The sequence below is a fragment of the Solimonas soli DSM 21787 genome (assembly GCF_000474945.1).
GTDB lineage: Bacteria > Pseudomonadota > Gammaproteobacteria > Nevskiales > Nevskiaceae > Solimonas > Solimonas soli.
Window position 1 is genome coordinate 50,281 of the sequence record NZ_AXDW01000017.1, and the last position, 17,058, is coordinate 67,338.

At 71.2% G+C, this 17,058-nt stretch carries 18 protein-coding genes; 13 read left to right on the forward strand and 5 right to left on the reverse strand.

Translation table 11 applies throughout. From position 1 onward, the window contains the following. Nucleotides 1-129 precede the first annotated feature (129 nt). The 6 genes from holA to rlmH are packed head-to-tail and all read left to right on the forward strand — an operon-like array spanning nt 130 to nt 4,538. A complete protein-coding gene (gene holA / locus K344_RS0109580) occupies nt 130-1,152 on the forward strand; it encodes a DNA polymerase III subunit delta (RefSeq protein ID WP_028080485.1) in 1,023 nt (340 codons plus the stop codon). Continuing rightward, nucleotides 1,149-2,438, forward strand: coding sequence for a glutamate-5-semialdehyde dehydrogenase (locus K344_RS0109585; protein WP_051362080.1), 1,290 nt, complete (start codon nt 1,149-1,151; stop codon nt 2,436-2,438). The genes holA and K344_RS0109585 overlap by 4 nt, the downstream gene beginning before the upstream one ends. After that, nucleotides 2,438-2,845, forward strand: coding sequence for a VOC family protein (locus K344_RS0109590; RefSeq protein WP_028080487.1), 408 nt, complete (start codon nt 2,438-2,440; stop codon nt 2,843-2,845). The genes K344_RS0109585 and K344_RS0109590 overlap by 1 nt, the downstream gene beginning before the upstream one ends. A 24-nt stretch (nt 2,846-2,869) precedes the next feature. Continuing rightward, the gene (nadD, locus tag K344_RS0109595) at nt 2,870-3,532 is read left to right on the forward strand and encodes a nicotinate-nucleotide adenylyltransferase (protein ID WP_028080488.1); all 663 of its coding nucleotides are present in this window, start codon (nt 2,870-2,872) and stop codon (nt 3,530-3,532) included. Then, complete coding sequence (rsfS, locus tag K344_RS24990; protein WP_084197224.1) at nt 3,516-4,055, forward strand: ribosome silencing factor; 540 nt, start codon at nt 3,516-3,518, stop codon at nt 4,053-4,055. The genes nadD and rsfS overlap by 17 nt, the downstream gene beginning before the upstream one ends. Before the next feature lie 12 nt (nt 4,056-4,067). Next, complete coding sequence (rlmH, locus tag K344_RS0109605) at nt 4,068-4,538, forward strand: 23S rRNA (pseudouridine(1915)-N(3))-methyltransferase RlmH (protein WP_028080489.1); 471 nt, start codon at nt 4,068-4,070, stop codon at nt 4,536-4,538. 36 nt (nt 4,539-4,574) lie between these two features. Here the strand turns inward: rlmH and K344_RS0109610 are convergent, their stop codons facing one another. Next, nucleotides 4,575-6,479 (reverse strand): MFS transporter, encoded by a 1,905-nt coding sequence (locus K344_RS0109610; RefSeq protein WP_043114212.1) that lies wholly within the window; start codon nt 6,477-6,479, stop codon nt 4,575-4,577. Nucleotides 6,480-6,583: 104 nt separating this feature from the next. On the opposite strand from K344_RS0109610, the gene K344_RS0109615 reads away from it, so the two are divergent. Further along, nucleotides 6,584-7,852, forward strand: a complete 1,269-nt coding sequence (locus K344_RS0109615) for a DUF2157 domain-containing protein (protein ID WP_028080491.1) — start codon at nt 6,584-6,586, stop codon at nt 7,850-7,852. Continuing rightward, nucleotides 7,849-8,415, forward strand: coding sequence for a GDYXXLXY domain-containing protein (locus K344_RS23000; RefSeq protein ID WP_051362081.1), 567 nt, complete (start codon nt 7,849-7,851; stop codon nt 8,413-8,415). The genes K344_RS0109615 and K344_RS23000 overlap by 4 nt, the downstream gene beginning before the upstream one ends. 22 nt (nt 8,416-8,437) lie before the next feature. Here the strand turns inward: K344_RS23000 and K344_RS0109625 are convergent, their stop codons facing one another. The 3 genes from K344_RS0109625 to rsmI form a co-directional block, all read right to left on the reverse strand. Then, nucleotides 8,438-8,869 carry a hypothetical protein gene (locus tag K344_RS0109625; protein ID WP_028080492.1) on the reverse strand — a complete coding sequence of 144 codons (432 nt, stop codon included), beginning with the start codon at nt 8,867-8,869 and terminating at the stop codon, nt 8,438-8,440. 7 nt (nt 8,870-8,876) lie between these two features. Further along, nucleotides 8,877-11,093 (reverse strand): Calx-beta domain-containing protein, encoded by a 2,217-nt coding sequence (locus K344_RS0109630; RefSeq protein WP_028080493.1) that lies wholly within the window; start codon nt 11,091-11,093, stop codon nt 8,877-8,879. Between the two features lie 503 nt (nt 11,094-11,596). Continuing rightward, nucleotides 11,597-12,469 (reverse strand): 16S rRNA (cytidine(1402)-2'-O)-methyltransferase, encoded by an 873-nt coding sequence (gene rsmI / locus K344_RS0109635; protein WP_028080494.1) that lies wholly within the window; start codon nt 12,467-12,469, stop codon nt 11,597-11,599. 114 nt (nt 12,470-12,583) lie between these two features. Here rsmI and K344_RS21055 point away from each other — a divergent pair, with 114 nt between their 5' ends. From K344_RS21055 to K344_RS0109660, 5 genes are all read left to right on the forward strand, one after another. After that, complete coding sequence (locus K344_RS21055; protein ID WP_169729279.1) at nt 12,584-13,849, forward strand: penicillin-binding protein activator; 1,266 nt, start codon at nt 12,584-12,586, stop codon at nt 13,847-13,849. Continuing rightward, entirely contained in the window at nt 13,846-14,184 is a 339-nt protein-coding gene (locus tag K344_RS0109645; RefSeq protein ID WP_028080495.1) for a YraN family protein, read from the forward strand. The genes K344_RS21055 and K344_RS0109645 overlap by 4 nt, the downstream gene beginning before the upstream one ends. Before the next feature lie 21 nt (nt 14,185-14,205). Continuing rightward, nucleotides 14,206-14,814, forward strand: a complete 609-nt coding sequence (locus tag K344_RS0109650; RefSeq protein ID WP_028080496.1) for a phosphoheptose isomerase — start codon at nt 14,206-14,208, stop codon at nt 14,812-14,814. A gap of 20 nt (nt 14,815-14,834) precedes the next feature. Continuing rightward, nucleotides 14,835-16,226 (forward strand): FAD-binding oxidoreductase, encoded by a 1,392-nt coding sequence (locus K344_RS0109655; protein ID WP_245586178.1) that lies wholly within the window; start codon nt 14,835-14,837, stop codon nt 16,224-16,226. Nucleotides 16,227-16,307: 81 nt separating this feature from the next. Then, entirely contained in the window at nt 16,308-16,598 is a 291-nt protein-coding gene (locus K344_RS0109660; protein ID WP_028080498.1) for an EF-hand domain-containing protein, read from the forward strand. 24 nt (nt 16,599-16,622) lie between these two features. On the opposite strand, the gene K344_RS0109665 is transcribed toward K344_RS0109660, so the two are convergent. Then, nucleotides 16,623-17,039 (reverse strand): ClpXP protease specificity-enhancing factor, encoded by a 417-nt coding sequence (locus tag K344_RS0109665; RefSeq protein WP_028080499.1) that lies wholly within the window; start codon nt 17,037-17,039, stop codon nt 16,623-16,625. Nucleotides 17,040-17,058: the final 19 nt, after the last annotated feature.

Genomic DNA, 17,058 nt, shown 5'->3' on the forward strand with positions numbered 1-17,058 from the left:
CCACGGATTTCACCGATTCCACCGCAGAACGGTCGAAAATCCCGCAAGGCCAGTCTGTGTAATCTGTGAAATCTGCGGTTTCCGCTTTTCGGCCCGTAGAATGGCCGCCCGTTCAGTATTTCCAGACCTGTGCAACTCAAATCCGCCCAGCTCGCCTCGCATCTCGCCAAGGGCCTGGCGCCGATCTATCTGGTCGCCGGCGAGGAGCCGCTGCTGATCCAGGAAGCGCTCGACGCGATCCGCGCCGCGGCGCGCCGCAAGGGCTACAGCGAGCGCGAGGTGTTCGACGTCGAGCGCGGCTTCAGCTGGCAGCGCGTGCTCGAGGCCGGCGCCAGCCTCTCGCTGTTCGCCACGCTGCGCATCGTCGAGATCCGCATGGCGAGCGGGCCGGACGACGAGGGCCGCAAGACCCTGCAGGCGATCGCCGCGCAGCCGCCGCAGGACGTGCTGCTGATCATCAGCTGCGGCGCGCTCGACAAGCGCCAGCGCGAGGCGCCGTGGGCGAGGGCACTCGACGCCGCCGGCGCGATGCTCTACGTCTGGCCGGTGAAAAGCGAGGAGTTCGTGCCCTGGCTCGACGCGCGCCTCAAGGCCGCCGGCGTGCAGGCCGATGCCGACGCGGTGAAGCTGCTCGCCGAGCGCACCGAAGGCAATCTGCTCGCCGCCGCGCAGGACGTGGAAAAGCTGAAGCTGCTGTTCCCCGGCGAACGCATCAGCGCCGAGATGCTGGCGCAGGCGGTCGCCGACAGCGCGCGCTTCGAGGCTTTCGATCTCAACGACCGTGTGCTCGACGGCGACGCCGAAGGCAGCGTGCGCAGCCTGCAGCGCCTGCGCGAGGAAGGCTATGCGCCGCTGGAAATCCTCGGTGCGCTGTCGTGGTCGCTGCGCTCGCTCGCCAAGGCGGCGATCCACTACGCCAAGCTGCGCGACGCGGCGGCGGCCTGCGAGGCGGCCGGCATCTTCCGCGCGCAGCAGGCCAAGTACCTGCGCGCCGTGCCGCGCGTGCGGCCGGCCGAGGCGCTCGGCTGGATGCAGCGCGCGGCGCGCGTCGACCAGATGGTCAAGACCGGCCAGGAAGCGGCGGCCTGGGAAGAATTGCTAACATTGATCCTCGCCGCCAGTGGGGCGGCCCCGCGTCAGACTCGATCATGACAGCCGCTGCAAAGCCGGTCCGTGCCAGGACCGAGAACATCGCCGCCTACATGCGTGACCGCGGCCTGCGCGCGCGCGCCGCCTCGCGCCTGCTGGCGAAGGCCGACACCGGCACCAAGAACGCCGCGCTGTTCGCGCTCGCGCAGGGCCTTCTCGACGAAGCCAGGAGCATTCTCGAAGCCAATGCCCAGGACATGCGCGAGGGCCGCAACGCCAAGCTCGACGCCTCGCTGCTCGATCGTCTCGAACTGAATCCGAAACGCATCGAGGCCATGGCCGACGGCGTGCGCCAGGTCGCGGCGCTGGCCGATCCGGTCGGCGAGATCAGCGACATGAAGCTGCGCCCGTCCGGCATCCAGGTCGGCCGCATGCGCGTGCCGCTCGGCGTGGTCGGCATCATCTACGAATCGCGGCCCAACGTGACCGCCGACGCCGCCGCGCTGTGCCTGAAGTCCGGCAACGCGGCGATCCTGCGCGGCGGCTCGGAAGCGCTGCATTCGAATCTCGCCATCGCGCGCTGCATCGAGCGCGCGCTGCTCGATGCCGGCCTGCCGAAGGACGCCGTGCAGATCCTCGATACCACCGACCGGCGCGCCGTCACCGAAATGGTGGCGATGCCGGAGTTCGTCGACGTCATCATTCCGCGCGGCGGCAAGGGCCTGGTCGCGGCGGTGTCGGAAGCCGCGCGGGTGCCGGTGATCAAGCATCTCGACGGCATCTGCCACGTCTACATCGACGCCGAGGCCGATCTGGAAAAGGCCGTCGCCGTCGCCGTCAACGCCAAGACGCAGCGCTACGGCACCTGCAACACCATGGAGACGCTGCTGGTCGACGCGCCGATCGCCGCGCGCGTGCTGCCGACGCTCGCCGAGATCTATGCCGAGGCCGGCGTCGAACTGCGCGCTTGCGAGCGCACGCGCAAGATCCTTCCCGAGGCCGGCACGGCGACCGAGGAAGACTGGCACACCGAATACCTCGCGCCGATCCTCTCGATCCGCGTCGTCGACGGCCTCGATGCGGCGATCGACCACATCACCCGCTACAGCTCGCAGCACACCGATGCGATCGTCACCGAGAACCTGACGAAGGCGCGCCGCTTCCTGCGCGAAGTCGATTCGAGCTCGGTGATGGTCAATGCCTCGACGCGTTTCGCCGACGGCTACGAATACGGCCTCGGCGCCGAGATCGGCATCAGCACCGACAAGTTCCACGCGCGCGGTCCGGTCGGCCTCGAAGGCCTGACCTCGCTGAAGTGGATCGTCATGGGCGACGGTTCGGTCCGGTAGTGCTCGATCACATCGGCCTGGTCGTCGCGGACTACGAGCGCAGCAAGGCGTTCTACCGGGCGACGCTCGCGGCGATCGGTTTCGAGCTGGTGATGGAGCTCGACGAAAAAGTCCTCGACCGCGCGCACGCCGGCTTCGGCGAGCCGCCGAAACCCGAATTCTGGATCAGCGCCGGCGCAACGGGCGCAGCGCCGGGACCCTCGTTCACCGCGCCGCCGGTGCACGTCGCGTTCCGCGTCCGTGCGCGCGCACTGGTCGACGCTTTCCATCGCGCGGCGCTGGCCGCCGGCGCGCGCGACAACGGTGCGCCGGGCCTGCGGCCGCACTACCATGCCGACTACTACGGCGCGTTCGTGCTCGACCCGGACGGCCACAACATCGAGGCGGTCTGCCATGCTCCCGGGTGAGTGCTCTCGCGTGGTCGCCGCCGCATGAGGGCGATCGGCGTGTTCGGCGGCGCGTTCGCGCCTTTCCACAACGGCCATCTGCGCGTCGCCATCGAGGCGCGCGAGCGTCTCGATCTGACACAGGTACGGCTCATTCCCACCGCGCACGCCGCGCACCGGCCGGATTCGCGGGTCTCGCCGCAGCGCCGCCTCGAATGGCTGCGCGCGGCGGTGCGCCGCGAGAAGGCACTGGTGCCGGACGACCGCGAGATCCTGCGGGACGGCGTCTCGTACACGGTCGACACGCTCGAGGAACTGCGCCGCGACTTTCCGCGCGCGGCGCTGGTGCTGCTGATGGGCGCCGACGCCTTCGAGCACTTCCACACCTGGAACCGCTGGCAGCAGATCGTCGAGCTCGCCCACATCGCCGTCATCGCGCGGCCCGGCAGCGCGCTGCAGCTCAGCGCCGAGACGCGCGAAGTGCTGGAGGGCCGGCGCACGGATTCGGTGGCGGCGCTGCACGAACAGACCGCCGGCCTGTGGCTGCCACTCGAATTCCCGCCGCTCGACATTTCCGCGACGCGCATCCGCCGTCTGCTCGCGCAGCAGCGTTCCGTGCGTGGCCTGGTGCCGGATGCGATACTGAACACGATGACTGCCGCCGACATCGCGGCGCTGACGCAGGACAACGATGCAACCAAACATTAAGAAGCTCGATCCGCTCGCGCGCCTCGCCTATCAGGCGCTCGATGACATGAAGGGCCAGAGCATCACGGTGCTGAACGTGATGAAGCTGACGACGGTCACCGACACCATGATCATCTGCACCGGCACCTCGAACCGCCACGTCAAGTCGCTCGCGCAGAGCGTCGCCGAGGAAGCCAAGCATGCCGGCTACCAGCCGCTCGGCATCGAAGGCGCCGATCAGGGCGAATGGGTGCTCGTCGATCTCGGCGGCGTCGTGGTGCACGTGATGCAGGCCCAGGCGCGCGCGTTCTACCAGCTCGAGAAGCTGTGGGCGGTGGCCGAGGAGAGCGAGGACGCGCCGGTCGAGGCCAGGCCGAAGAAGGCCAGGCCGGCCATGAAGAAATCCGCCAAGAGCGGCAAGCCGGCGGCCAAGAAAGCGGCCGGAAAAGCTGCGGGAAAAGCTGCCGGAAAGGCTTCCGCCAGGCCGGCGGCCAAGAAGGCGGCGAAGAAGGCACCGGCCAAGAAGACGGTGCGCAGGAAGTAGCGCGGCGTCGGCGTGCGCATCTGGCTGATCGCCGTCGGCACGCGCATGCCGGACTGGGTGCAGACCGCCTACGCGGACTACGCGGCGCGCCTGCCGCACGAATGCCGGCTCGAGCTCGTCGAGATCGCGCCGGCACAGCGCGGCAAGAACGCCGACATCGCCCGCGCCAGGCAGCAGGAAGGCGAGAAGATCCTCAAGGCCCTGCCGCGCGATGCGCACGTCATCGCCCTCGATGAGCACGGCCGGCAGCTGAGCAGCCTCGAATGGTCGCGCGAGCTGCAGGGCTGGATGCAGTCGGGCCGCGACACCGCGCTGCTGATCGGCGGACCCGACGGCCACGCGCCCGAGGTGCTGGCGCGCGCCGATCGCAAATGGGGCCTGTCGAAGCTGACCCTGCCGCACGCGCTGGTGCGCGTGTTCGTCGCCGAGCAGCTGTTCCGCGCCTGGAGCGTGCTGGCGAATCACCCGTATCACCGCGCCTGAGCGCGGCCGTGCCGACGATGACCGGCGCGGGCGGTTCTAGGCCATGGTGCCGCGCAAGGCGCGCACGCCTTGCTCCAGATCGGCCGCTTTCACCTGTGCCGGCGGGATCGGCGCCGCGGCGACCAGCTCGATGCGCGACCAGAAGCGGCTCGGCAGTCGCATGCGCGCGAGGAAATTGTTGCGGCTGAAGAAGCTGCCCCACAGGCCGCGCAAAGCCATCGGCACGACCGGTGCCGGCGTGCGTGCGACGATTTTCTCGATGCCGCTGCGGAACTCGCCGATCTCGCCGTCGCGCGTCAGCTGGCCTTCCGGGAAGATGCCGATGATGTCGCCGGCCTCGAGCGCGGCGGCGATCTCGTCGAAGGCGCGATGCATTAGCGCTTCGTCTTCCTTGGCCGGTGCGATCGGGATCGCGCGCGCGGTGCGGAAGATGAAGCTGAGCACCGGAATCCGGAAGATCTTGTGGTACATCACGAAGCGGATCGGCCGGCGCACATTGCCGCCGATGATCAGCGCGTCGACGTAGCTGACGTGATTGGCGGCGACGATCACCGGACCTTCGTCGGGAATGTGCTCGAGGCCAGTCTTGCGGATGCGGTAGAGCGTGTTGATCAGCAGCCACACCAGCAGGCGCATGAGGAATTCCGGCGCCAGCGTGTAGATGAACACCGCCACCGCGGCGTTCATCAGCGCCGTGGTCAGCAGCAGCTGCGGAATCGTCAGGCCGGCCTTGAGGAAGACGATCGCCAGCAATGCGGCGCCGACCATGAACAGCGCGTTGAGGATGTTGTTGCCGGCGATCACGCGCGAGCGGTGCGTCGCCGCCGTGCGCAGCTGGATCAGCGCGTAGAGCGGCACGATGTAGAAGCCGCCGAACACGCCGGTCAGCAGCAGATCCCAGGCGATGCGGTGATTGCTGGCGGCGGAGAGGAACTGCATCGCCGTCTGCTCGTGCACCGTGGCGAGATTCGGCGCGGCGAAGAACAGATCGATGCCGAAGATCGTCAGGCCGATCGAGCCGAGCGGCACGAGGCCGATCTCGACCTGACGGCCGGACATGCGTTCGCAGAGCAGCGAGCCGATGCCGATGCCGACCGAGAAGATGGTCAGCAGCAGCGTCACGACCGAGGCATCGCCGCCGAGGAACTGCTTGGTGTAGTTCGGCAGCTGCGACAGGAACATCGCGCCGTAGAACCAGAACCATGAGATGCCGAGCACCGCCAGCAGCACGACGCGGTTGCCGCGCAGGAAGCGCAGGTTGTCGCGCGTCTCGCTGTACGGATTCCAGTTGATGCGCAGTTCGGCGACGGCCGGCGGCGCCGGCGGAATGAAGCGCGCGGCGAGCCAGCCGGCGACGGTGACGGCGATCAGCACGGCGCTGACCCAGGGGGCGCCGTTGCCGCGCGCGATCAGCCAGCCGCCGAGCATGGTGCCGAGCAGGATGGCGAGGAACGTCGCGGCCTCGATCATGGCGTTGCCGCCGACCAGTTCCTCGCTGCGCAGATGCTGCGGCAGGATCGAGTACTTCACCGGCCCGAACAGCGCCGCCTGCGTGCCCATCAGGAACAGCACGGCGAGCAGGAAGGGCAGCGACTGCAGCGCGAAGCCGGCCGCCGCGAGCAGCATCACGGCGATTTCGAAGACCTTGGTGAAGCGGATCAGCAGCGCCTTGTCGTACTTCTCGGCAATCTGCCCGGCGGTCGCCGAGAACAGGAAGAACGGCAGGATGAACAGGCCGCCGGCGAGATTCACGTAGAAGTCGATCTGCGCCGGCGTCAGCCGCGCGATGCCGAAGCCGATCAGGATCACCAGCGCGTTCTTGTAGACGTTGTCGTTGAAGGCGCCGAGCGCCTGCGTGACGAACAGCGGCGCGTAGCGGCGCTCGCCGAGCAATGCGAACTGCGAAGTTTCCTGATGCGAATCCTGCGCTGGCTGGCTCATGCGCCGCGATCCCCCGATCCCTGCCGATGGCCGCAACAGCATATCGGTTCGCGACACGGCGTCTGCTAGGCTGCCCGCAAGACATGCGAGGAGCTGCACCGCCGATGGCGAAGAACGCCGCCTGGCTGCTGGCCGAACTGCCTGAACTCGAACGCGCCGGAGTCGTCGATGCCGCGACCGCCGCGCGCCTGCGCGCGCACTACGCCGACGCGCCCGAGCGCGGCGCCGCGCTCGGCGTGTCGGCGGTGCTCGGCGCGCTGCTGGTCGGCCTCGGCGTGATCCTGCTGGTCGCCCACAACTGGGATGCCTGGAGCCGCGGCCTGCGTCTGTTGGTGACCGCGCTGCCGCTGGCCGCCGGCCAGGGCGCCTGCTGGTTCGCGCTGCGGCGCCGCGCCGATTCGCGCGTCTGGCGCGAAGGCGCCGCGGTGTTCTCGGCGCTGGCCTTCGCCGCGGCGCTGGCGCTGGTGGCGCAGATTTTCCAGTTCGGCGGCGACCTCGATCGCTACCTGCTGAGCTGTGCGCTGGTCGCGCTGCCGCTGGTCTACGCGCTCGACGCCAGCCTGCTCGCGGTGCTGGTCGGCGGCGCCTGGCTCGGCTGGGTCGCCGCCCAGGCCGCCGGCGCGCGCGAACCCTTGCTGGTGCTGCTCGCCTACGCGACGCTGCTGCCGCACGCGGTGTCGGTGCATCGCCGCGAACCCGCGGGTCTGCGCAGCGTGATGCTGGTCGGCTGGCTGGTGCCGCTGCTGTTCGCGGCGCTGACTCTGGCGATGCCGCTGGCGCGGCAGCTGGCCGCCCTGTGGCTCGGCAGCTGCGCGCTGCTGCTGATCCTGCTCGATGACGTGTCCGGCGCCGGCGGCGCCTTCGTGCGCCGCCCGCTGCGCGCCTACGGCGAGCTCGGCTGGGCGCTGGTCGCGCTCGGTGCGACCTTCCCCGAGTTCTGGAGCTCGCGCGGCTGGTTCGGCAACGGCGAGCGCGCGGCGCTCGCGCAGATCGGCGCCGTGCAGTGGCTGGTGCTGGCCGTCGCCGCCGCGCTCGTGCTGCGTGCCCTGCTGCGGCGGCGCTGGCTGCCCGCCGCACTGGCGCTGCCGGTCGCCGGCCTCGTGCTCGCCGAAGGCCTGCCGCTGGCGCCGCTGCCGCTCGCCGTGTTCTTCAACGCCTACGTGCTGGCGATCGGCGTCGCGCTGATCGCCGGCGGCCTGCGCGAGCGCGCGCTGCGCGTGATCAGCAGCGGCCTGACGCTGCTCGCCGTGCTGGTGCTGCTGCGCTTCTTCGGCAGCGAGTGGCCGTTCGTGATGCGCGGCGTCGCCTTCGTCGGCGTCGGCCTGGCCTTTCTCGGCGCGCACGCCTGGCTGCGGCGCAGGCTGCGGCCATGAGGCGCGCCTGGGCCCTCGCGCTGCTGCTCCTCGCCTGCGCCTTGCAGTGGGCGCTGCCGGCGGCACTGGCGCTGCGCAGCGAGCAGGCCTTGCGCAGCGGCGCGCGCTACTACCTGCGTACCGCACCGCTCGATCCGCTCGATCCTTTTCGCGGCCGCTACGTGACGCTGAGCTTCGACGCGCGCGCGCCGGTCCGCGCCGCCGATGCCTGGCAGTACGGCGAACGCGTCTACGTGCCGATCCGCACCGGCGCCGATCGCTACGCGAGCTTCGGCGCTCCGTCGCGCACGGCGCCGGCCGAGGGTGATTACCTGGAGGCGCGCGTCGGCGGATTTCCCGCCGACGGTGTGATCAGCCTGCGCCTGCCCTTCGATCGCTACTACCTCGACGAACACGCCGCGCCGGCCGCCGAGCGCGCCTATCGCGAGGCCAACGGCCGCGACGCCAAGGTCGAGGCCTACGTCTCGATCCGCGTGCGCGGCGGCCATGCCGCGCTCGAGGAGCTGTTCATCGACAACCGGCCGCTGCGCCAGTACCTGCGCGAGGCGCCGCCGCCGCGCTGAGACGGCGCCGGCCGGCGGCGGCTCAGCGGCCGTGGTCGCTCGCCACGACGTCGATCACCGTGACGTCGATCGCGCCGGGCGGCGAATACACCTGGATCCAGCGCGTGCCGCCGGGCAGCGGCAGCCGCGCGACGGTATGCCGCCAGTCGCGGAACAACAGCTGCGCGCCGAGCGCCTGCAGCTCGCGCCGGTAGTGCCAGTGGATCTCGGTGAGTGCGCGGCGATCGCGATCCACGCGCGGCACCCAGCGCCGCGTGCAAGCGGCGCCGTCGATCCAGGTGTCGCGCGAACCGCGCTCGCCGGCCATGCGGACCGCGGCGCCGGCGGCGCGCGCCGCCTCGCCGTGCTGCGCCACGTAGGCCGGCGGCGCGGCGAGATCGCAGCCGGCGGCCGCGGCGACGAGCGAGGGCGCGCCGGAAGCGGCGACGGCGAGCAGCAGGACGAGGGCGCGCACGGCCGGCTCAGAAATCGGATTCGAACTGCAGCGTGTACAGCTGCTGCGTGCCAGCGCCGTGCGAGCGCAGCAGTTCGCCGTTGAGGCCGAGGCGGAAGCGCCGCGCCAAGGTCAGCGACACGCCGAGGCCGACGTCGACGCCGACGCCGTCGTCGCGCCGGCTGTACGTGCGCTGCGCGGTGCGCAGCTCGGTCCTGCTGGTCCACCAGTAGGCGCCGAAGCGCGGCGTGAAGGCCACCGGCCCGGTGATCGGCAGGCGCAGGCGCAGCGCGGCCAGCGCCATGTCGCCGCCGACCGGCAACTCGTCGGCCAGTTCGCGGACCAGGGCCCGGCCGTCGCCGAGATCGCCGCTGATCTGCGCCTTGCTCTGGCCGAAGCGCAGCCAGCCGAGTTCGACGTCGGCGAGCGGCAGCCAGTGATAGCCGACGTAGAGGCCGCCGCCGGGATGGCGATCGTCGAGGCGCGCGCTGACGTCGTGACCGGCGTCGCGCAGTTCCTGCGTCAGACCGCGGCCGGTGCTGCTGCCGTCGCTGAAGCCGGCGCGCAGGCCGGCGTACCAGTCGCCGGCCGCCGCCGTGCTGGGCAGCAGCGCGGCGGCGAGACCGAGCGCGGCGAGCGGCGCCGCCAGACGCCGCGCCGCGCGGCGCAGCGCCAGCAGCAGCGCGAGTCCGGCCAGCAGCGGCAGGCCCAGCGCACCGCCGCCGCGCCGGGCCTTGCCTTCCTCGCCCGGCAGCTGCTGGCTGTCGTTGTCGACGATCGTCACCGTCGCGTTGCTGCGTGCGCCGAGCGTGGCGCCGGTCGCGGCACTGAGGGTGACGGTGAAGGTCTCGTTGCTCTCGATGTCGGCATCGTTGGTGATGGCGATGGTGAAGGTCTTGGTCGCGCCGTCGCCGTCCGCCCAGTCGAGCGTGCCGCTCGCCGCGCCGTAGTCGCTGCCCGCCTGCGCCGTGCCATTGGCCGTCGCGTAGTGGACGCTGGCCGCGCCGTCGCTGCCGTCGCTGCGCGTGACGCTGATCGTCAGCGTGCCGGCGCCTTCGTTGACGCTGTAAGTCGCCGCGTTGAGCTGCAGGCTGCCGTTCTGCGGCGCTTCCGGATCTAGCACGGTGAAACCGTTTTCGAGCGTCGCGAACGGGCCTTCGGCCGACTGGCCGCCGCGCACGTCGCGCGGGCCCGGCGTCGCGTCGGCGGCGATCGTCAGGCGCGCGGTCGCCGTGGTGCCGTTGACGAGATGGAGGTTCGAGAGCGTCACGCCGTCGCCGATCTCGAAGCCCGAGCCACCGAAGAAGCCGATGCCGCTCAGCGTCACGTCGAGGCTCTGGCCGGGACGGCCGCTGTTCGGCGCGATTTCGGTGATGTTGAACTGCGCGATGTCCGGCACCGCGCCGAACGAGGTGCCGGTCTGCAGCACCGTGCTGGCACCGGCATCGAGCGTGCGGTTCCACTGCAGCGCCGCGCCGTTGTCGAGGCATTCGTCGCGCACCACGTTGTCGAGCTGGCCGGCGCCGATCAGCTGCCAGATTTCGCTGTAGCCCTTGGCCGCGTAGGCGTCGGCCGGCGTCTGCGGGATCAGCAGGATGAAGTAGTCGCTTTGCTGATCGCCCTCCGTGCAATTGCGGCCGCCCGGGCTCGACGAGGTGGTGTCGACGTACGGAAAGCCGCTGTCGTCATTGGCGAGGTAGATGTCGCCGGCGAAGAAGGCCTTGAAGGTGCGAGGCATGTTGTCGGTGTTGCGTACCGTCCAGCTGGCGCTGTAGTAGTTGCGGCCGTTGACGTAGCTGACCTGCAGCGTCGCGCGCAGGCCGGTGGCGCCGGCATCGGTGACGACGGTTACGCGATACGGGTCGTTGGCCGTGCCGCTGCCGGTGACGCCGCTGATCGAAACCGGCGTCAGCACCTGGTAGGGCTTGCCGAGCCCGAGCGCCAGGCCGCCGGTCGCGGTGCCGTCCGGGTGCTCCTCGAAGTTCGGCGCGTACAGCTCGCCGCCGGTGGCGATGAACCAGCCGAGGTCCGCGGTCTGCTCGGCATTGTCCGGGAACATCTGGCCGACGCCCGGATTCTCGGCGTTGAGAATCTGGAACGAGGTGTCGCTGCCGATGCGGATGGTCAGCGGATTGCCGCTGATGGTGGTGACCTGCGGCGCCGCCGCCCCGGCGTCGAGCGCGAGCGCGGCCAGCAGGCCGAACAGACAGAGGCGCCAGAAATGGCGCGAGACCACGGTGAACATTCCCAATCTCCTTGACATGAAAGCCGGTCCGAATCGCCACGCCCGGGGGTGCGTGCCGGACCGGCCGCCGATCCCCGACAGGGCGGCGAGAGTGGCGAAGCGGGGACGGGAAGTCCTGACAGAAACCTCACACATCGCGCAGCGCGTGCGCTGCGTCGCGGTTTGCGCGGCGATCGGCGGCCCGGCGCGTGAACGGGTTCGCAGTCCGCGCGGCTGATCGTGCCGGGGTGGCCTGCCAGGCTTGGCGGCCGAGGCAAGGCGCAGCGCTGCCGCCGATGGAACGGGTGGTGCCGGTCTACGAGCGTGAGGGGAACCGGCAATCGCCGGCGATGCCGGTCGGCGGGATCGATGCGGCGCCCGCGCGCGCCGGCCACGGTCGCACCGCCGAGGCTCGCGTGCCGCTCACGAAAATGCGCGCAGCGGTCGAACGCCGGTTGCGGCCGACGCGCGCGGCGCGTCGCGCGTACACGCGTCGGCTTGGCGCGCGCCGCGCGCCCGCGCGTTCAGTCGGCGGCTGCGCCGCCGCCGCCGAGCTGCAGCGCCAGCGCGTACAGCTCCTTCTTGCGGGCGCCGGTGATCTCGGCGGCGACGCGCGCCGCGCGCGAGGCCGGCATTTCGCGGAGCAGCAGGCGCAGCACGCGCTCGCCTTCGCCGGCGCGCGGATCGTCGGCCGGCGGCGCGCCGCCGATCACCAGCACGAATTCGCCGCGCGCGCGGTTGACGTCGGCGGCGAGCCAGGCCGCGACCTCGGCCGCGCCGGCGCGCACGCTCTGTTCGTAGAGCTTGGTCAGCTCGCGCGCCAGGCACAGCGGCCGTTCGCCGCCGAGCACGGCGGCGATGTCGGCGACGCAGTCGGCGATGCGGTGGCTCGATTCGTAGACGATCAGGGTGCGCGTTTCCGGCGCCAGCTCGGCGAGCCGTTCGCGCCGCGCCGCACCCTTCGCCGGCAGGAAGCCTTCGAACACGAAGCGGTCGGAGGCGATGCCGGAAATCGACAGCGCGGCGATCGCCGCGCAGGGCCCCGGAATGGCCAGCACCGGCAGGTTCGCCTTGCGCGCCGCGCGTACCACGGCGAAGCCGGGATCGGAGATCAGCGGCGTGCCGGCGTCGGACACCAGGGCCAGCGCGTCGCCGCCCTGCAGCCGCGCAACCAGGCGCGCGCAGATTTCGTCCTCGTTGTGCTCGTGCACCGCGATCAGCGGTTTGCGGATGCCGAAATGCGTGAGCAGGTTGGCGGTGTTGCGCGTGTCCTCGGCGCAGATCGCGGCGACACCGTCGAGCACTTCCTGCGCGCGCGGCGCAAGATCGTCGAGATTGCCGATCGGCGTGGCGACGACATAAAGATGACCGGGCGCGATGCGCGGGCTGCCGCTCATGGGCGGACTCGTGCGTCGCGTGCCTTGCCGGCCTGCGCGCCGCCGAGGCGGGAGCGCGGCGAGCGCGGGCCTGCGGCCGGAATGCTTTGGCGGCGTGTCATACTCGACATTATGGTGCCGAACGCTCTGCTCCCCAAAGCCATTGTCGCGCTCTTGCCGGCGCTGCTCTACGCCTGCTCGGAGATTCCGTCGAAGCCGCCGCCGGGCACGGTGCAGCGCACGAGCCCGCGCGTGCAGGCCGCGCCGCCCGCGCCGGCCGGCGTAACGGCGCCGCCGCCGGCGGCCTATGCCGCGCCCGCGCCCGCGCCGGCGCGCAGCGGCGGCGGCCTGGCCCTGCTGCTGCCGCTGAGCGGCGCCTATTCGGCGGCGGCGGAATCGGTGCGCGACGGCTTCGTCAGCGCCTATTTCGGCGATGCCGCGCACGCGCGCCTGCGCGTTTACGACATCGGCGCCACGGTCGATACACTGCGCGCCGCCTATCAGCAGGCGCTCAACGACGGCGCCGGCTTCATCGTCGGGCCGCTGCGCAAGGAAGACGTCACCGCGCTCGCCGGCTTCGTGCCGCCGGTGCCGGTGCTGGCGCTCAACTATCTCGATGCCGGCGTCGCGGCGCCGTTCAACTTCTTCCAGCTCGGCGTCGCGCCGGAGGACGAGGCGCGCGCTGCCGCGCGTCAGGCGCTGGCGCTCGGCCAGCGCCGCGCCGTCGCTCTGGTGCCGGATGCCGACTGGGGCGCGCGCGTGCTCGCCGCCTTCGACGAGACCTTGCGCGCCAACGGCGGCGCGGTGGTGCGCTCGCAGCGCTACGCGCAGGGCGCGATCGACGTGTCGAAGACCATCGCCGACCTCATGGGCGTCAGTGCCAGCGAGGATCGCCACAAGGCGCTGACCGCGGTGCTCGGCGAGAAGAGCGAGTTCGAGTCGGCGCGGCGCGGCGACATCGATCTGGTCTTTCTGGCGGCGCGCCCGCAGGACGCGCAGCTGCTGATTCCGCAGCTGCGCTTCAACCGCGCCGGCGATCTGCCGATCTACGCGACGGCGCTGATCTACGACGGCAAGCCGGGCGGCGATCTCAATGGCCTGCGTTTCTGCGATGCGCCCTGGCTGATCGGGCAGTCGGACGCGCTCAGCGCGCAGCGCAGCGCCGCGAACGGACTGTCGACGGCGACGCCTCGCCTGTTCGCGCTCGGCCGCGACGCATACACGCTGGCCGCCGGCCTGCAGCGCGGCGCGCTGCGCGTCGGCGATGCGATCGACGGCGCCAGCGGGCGTCTCGAGTGGCGCGACCGCAGCGTGGTCGGCCGCAGCCTCGAGTGCGCGCAGATCAACGGCGACGGCCTGCGCGCGCTGTCGATGGCCGGCGCGCCGCCCTCGAGTCCGTGAACGGCGCCGCCGCCGAGGACGCCGCGCTGCGGCTGCTCGAGCGGCAGGGCCTGAAGCTGGTCGCGCGCAATGCGCGCTTCCGCGGCGGCGAACTTGATCTGGTGATGCGCGAGGGCGAGACGCTGGTGATCGTCGAGGTGCGCGCGCGCGGCGCGAGCCGTTTCGCCTCGGCACTGGAGTCGGTCGACGCGCGCAAGCGCGGCAAGGTTCTGCTCGCCGCGCAGCTGTTCCTCGCCGCGCATCCGGAACACGCCGAACGCGCCGTCCGCTTCGACGTCGTCGCCTTCGACGAGGGCCGGCCGCAGTGGCTGAAGGCCGCCTTCGACGCCGGCTAGCGTCCGCGCCACAATAGGCGCATGAGCACTTTCATCGAACAGGCCATCGAACAACGCTTCCGCCGGCATTTCGAGGCCAGCATCGCCGCGCAGCAGGCGACGCTCGCGCAGGTGTTGCCGGCGCTGACGCGCGCCGCCACGGCGATGGCCGACGCGCTGCGCCGCGACCGGAAGATCCTGGCCTGCGGCAACGGCGGTTCGGCCGCCGACGCGCAGCACTTCGCCGCCGAGCTGACCGGCCGCTTCGAGCGCGAGCGTCGCGGCCTGCCCGGCCTGTCGCTGACCGTCGACACCTCGGCACTGACCGCGATCGGCAATGACTACGGCTTCGAACGCGTGTTCGCCAAGCAGGTCGAGGCGCTGGGCCGCGACGGCGACTGGCTGCTGGCGATCTCGACGTCCGGCAACTCGCCGAATGTCATCAAGGCCCTCGAAGCGGCGCACGCGCAGGGCCTGCGCGTGCTGGCGCTGACCGGCAAGGACGGCGGGGCGATGGCGACGATGCTCAAGGACGGCGACGTCGAGCTGCGCGCCGCCGCCAGCGTCACCGCGCGCATCCAGGAAGTGCACATCGTGCTGCTGCACTGCCTCTGCGACGCGCTCGACGAGCTGCTGTTCCCGCGGCCGTGAGCGCGCCGGCGACGACGCCCGTGCCGCGCGGCCCCCTGCCGCCGGCCGCCGTCGCCCGCCTGCAGGCCGCGCTCGGCGCCGAGCGCGTGCTGACCGATCCGGCCGAGTGTCTCGCCTACGGCTACGACAATTCCAAGCGCGTGGCGCTGCCGCAGGCGGTGGCGTTCGCGCAGTCGCACGACGAGGTCGTCGCCGTCGTGCAGGTCTGCAACGCCTTCGCGCTCCCGCTCGTCGTGCGCGGCCGCGGCACCAACACGACCGGCGCGACGGTGCCGATCGCCGGCGGCGTGGTGCTGTCGCTGGAGCGCATGAACCGCATCCTGCGCATCTCGCCGGGCGATCGGCTGATCGAATGCGAGGCCGGTGTGCTGAATGGCGATGTGCAGGCGGCGGCCGCCGCGCACGGCCTGTTCTGGGCGCCCGATCCGACCAGCCTTGCGTACTCGACGGTCGGCGGCAATCTCGGCTGCTGCGCCGGCGGACCGCGTGCGGTGAAGTACGGCACGGCGCGCGACAATGTGCTCGGCCTGCGCGCGGTGACCGGCGCCGGCACCTCGATCAAGACCGGCTGCACGACGACCAAGGGCGTCGTCGGCTACGACCTCACGCGTCTGCTGGTCGGCAGCGAAGGCACGCTGGGCATCATCACCGAGGCGACGCTGAAGCTGTTGCCGAAGCCGCAGACGACCAAGACCCTGCGCGCCTGCTACGCCGACGTGCGCTCGGCGGCCGAGGCGGTGTCGCGCGTGATGAATCAGCCGGAGACGCCGAGCGCGCTCGAATTCCTCGACGGCGACGCCGTGCAGCTCGCCGAGGCCTATCAGCCGACCGGCGTGCCGGCCGGCGTCGGCGCCATGCTGCTGATGGAAGTCGACGGTCAGCCGGCGTCGATCGACGTCGCGCTGCGCGCCGTCGTCGCCGCCGCCGAAGGGCCGGGCCTGGTCGAGCTGAAGAGCGCGGCGAACGCCGCCGAAACCGAGGCGCTGTGGGCCTGCCGCAAGGCGCTGTCGCCGTCCTTGCGCAGGATCGCGCCGAAGAAGGTCAACGAGGACGTGGTCGTGCCGGTGACGCGCATCCCGGAGCTGGTGACCGGGCTCGCGGCGCTGTCGCGGAAGCACGGCATCCGCATCGTCAACTTCGGCCACGCCGGCAACGGCAACATGCACACCAATCTGCTCGCCGATCCGGAAGACCCGGCGCAGATGCAGGCCGTGCAGGCCTGTCTGCGCGAGGTGTTCCGTCTGGTGCTCGATCTCGAGGGCACGCTGTCGGGCGAGCACGGCGTCGGCATCGAGAAGCGCGATTTCGTCGGCTGGGAGATCGCCGCCGATACGCTGGACGTGATGCGCGCGCTGAAGAAGACGCTCGACCCGCGCGGCATCCTCAACCCGGGCAAGGCGCTGCCGGACTGAGGCGGCCGGCGCGCCGGGTTCAGGACCGATTCACCGGCCCTGTGCTGATCTGCCGGCCCCTGCCTGCTTCGGGAGTCAGCGATGAAAATTCCGGTTCTCTCTTCCGTCTTCGTGCTCGCCGCGCTGGCGGCGATGCCGGCCTTGGCGCAGACCACCGCGCCGTCCGCCGCCGGGCATGCGGCCTCGCAGGCCGCGTCGCCCGATCTCGCCGCGTCGATCGCCAGCGATCCGTTCGTCAAGCTCGACAAGAATCACGACGGCGTCGTGACCAAGGACGAGGCCGACGCCCGGCTGCGCAAGGCCTGGTCGAAGTACGACGCCAATCACGACGGCAAGGTGGATTCCGCCGAGTACGCGGCGGGCGCCAACTAGCGGCCGCGCGCGGCGTCTGCCGCGCTATTTGACGACGCGCAGGTTCGGCCGGCCCGGTCGGGTCGGTTTCGGCGGCTCCGGCTCCGGCGTGGTTTCCGCGCTCGATGCGGCGGTCTTCGGATCGGCGGGTTCGGTCTCGCCGAAGATCACACCTTCGCCGTTCTCGCGCGCGAAGATGGCGAGCACCGCGCCGGTCGGCACCTGCACCTCGAAGGGACGGCCGCCGAAGCGCGCCGAGAACCAGATCGGCTCGCTCTCGAGGTTCAGGCCCTGAATCGCCATCGGGCTGACGTTGAGGGTGATGCGGCCGTCCTGCACGTATTCGCGCGGCACGATCACGCCCGGATAATCGGCCGCCACCAGCAAGTGCGGCGTGTGGCCGTTGTCGCAGGCCCATTCGTGGATGGCGCGGATCAGATACGGACGGCGGGATTTGGACATCGCTTTCGGCATGTTCAGC

Coding starts and splice junctions, on each gene's coding strand:
- K344_RS0109630 (WP_028080493.1), bottom strand. CDS start 11,093: ATGTTCACCGTGGTCTCGCGCCATTTCTGGCGCCTCTGTCTGTTCGGC.
- nadD (WP_028080488.1), top strand. CDS start 2,870: ATGAGGGCGATCGGCGTGTTCGGCGGCGCGTTCGCGCCTTTCCACAAC.
- rsmI (WP_028080494.1), bottom strand. CDS start 12,469: ATGAGCGGCAGCCCGCGCATCGCGCCCGGTCATCTTTATGTCGTCGCC.
- K344_RS0109610 (WP_043114212.1), bottom strand. CDS start 6,479: ATGAGCCAGCCAGCGCAGGATTCGCATCAGGAAACTTCGCAGTTCGCA.
- rsfS (WP_084197224.1), top strand. CDS start 3,516: ATGCAACCAAACATTAAGAAGCTCGATCCGCTCGCGCGCCTCGCCTAT.
- K344_RS23000 (WP_051362081.1), top strand. CDS start 7,849: ATGAGGCGCGCCTGGGCCCTCGCGCTGCTGCTCCTCGCCTGCGCCTTG.
- K344_RS0109615 (WP_028080491.1), top strand. CDS start 6,584: ATGGCGAAGAACGCCGCCTGGCTGCTGGCCGAACTGCCTGAACTCGAA.
- K344_RS0109665 (WP_028080499.1), bottom strand. CDS start 17,039: ATGTCCAAATCCCGCCGTCCGTATCTGATCCGCGCCATCCACGAATGG.
- K344_RS0109650 (WP_028080496.1), top strand. CDS start 14,206: ATGAGCACTTTCATCGAACAGGCCATCGAACAACGCTTCCGCCGGCAT.
- K344_RS0109585 (WP_051362080.1), top strand. CDS start 1,149: ATGACAGCCGCTGCAAAGCCGGTCCGTGCCAGGACCGAGAACATCGCC.
- K344_RS0109660 (WP_028080498.1), top strand. CDS start 16,308: ATGAAAATTCCGGTTCTCTCTTCCGTCTTCGTGCTCGCCGCGCTGGCG.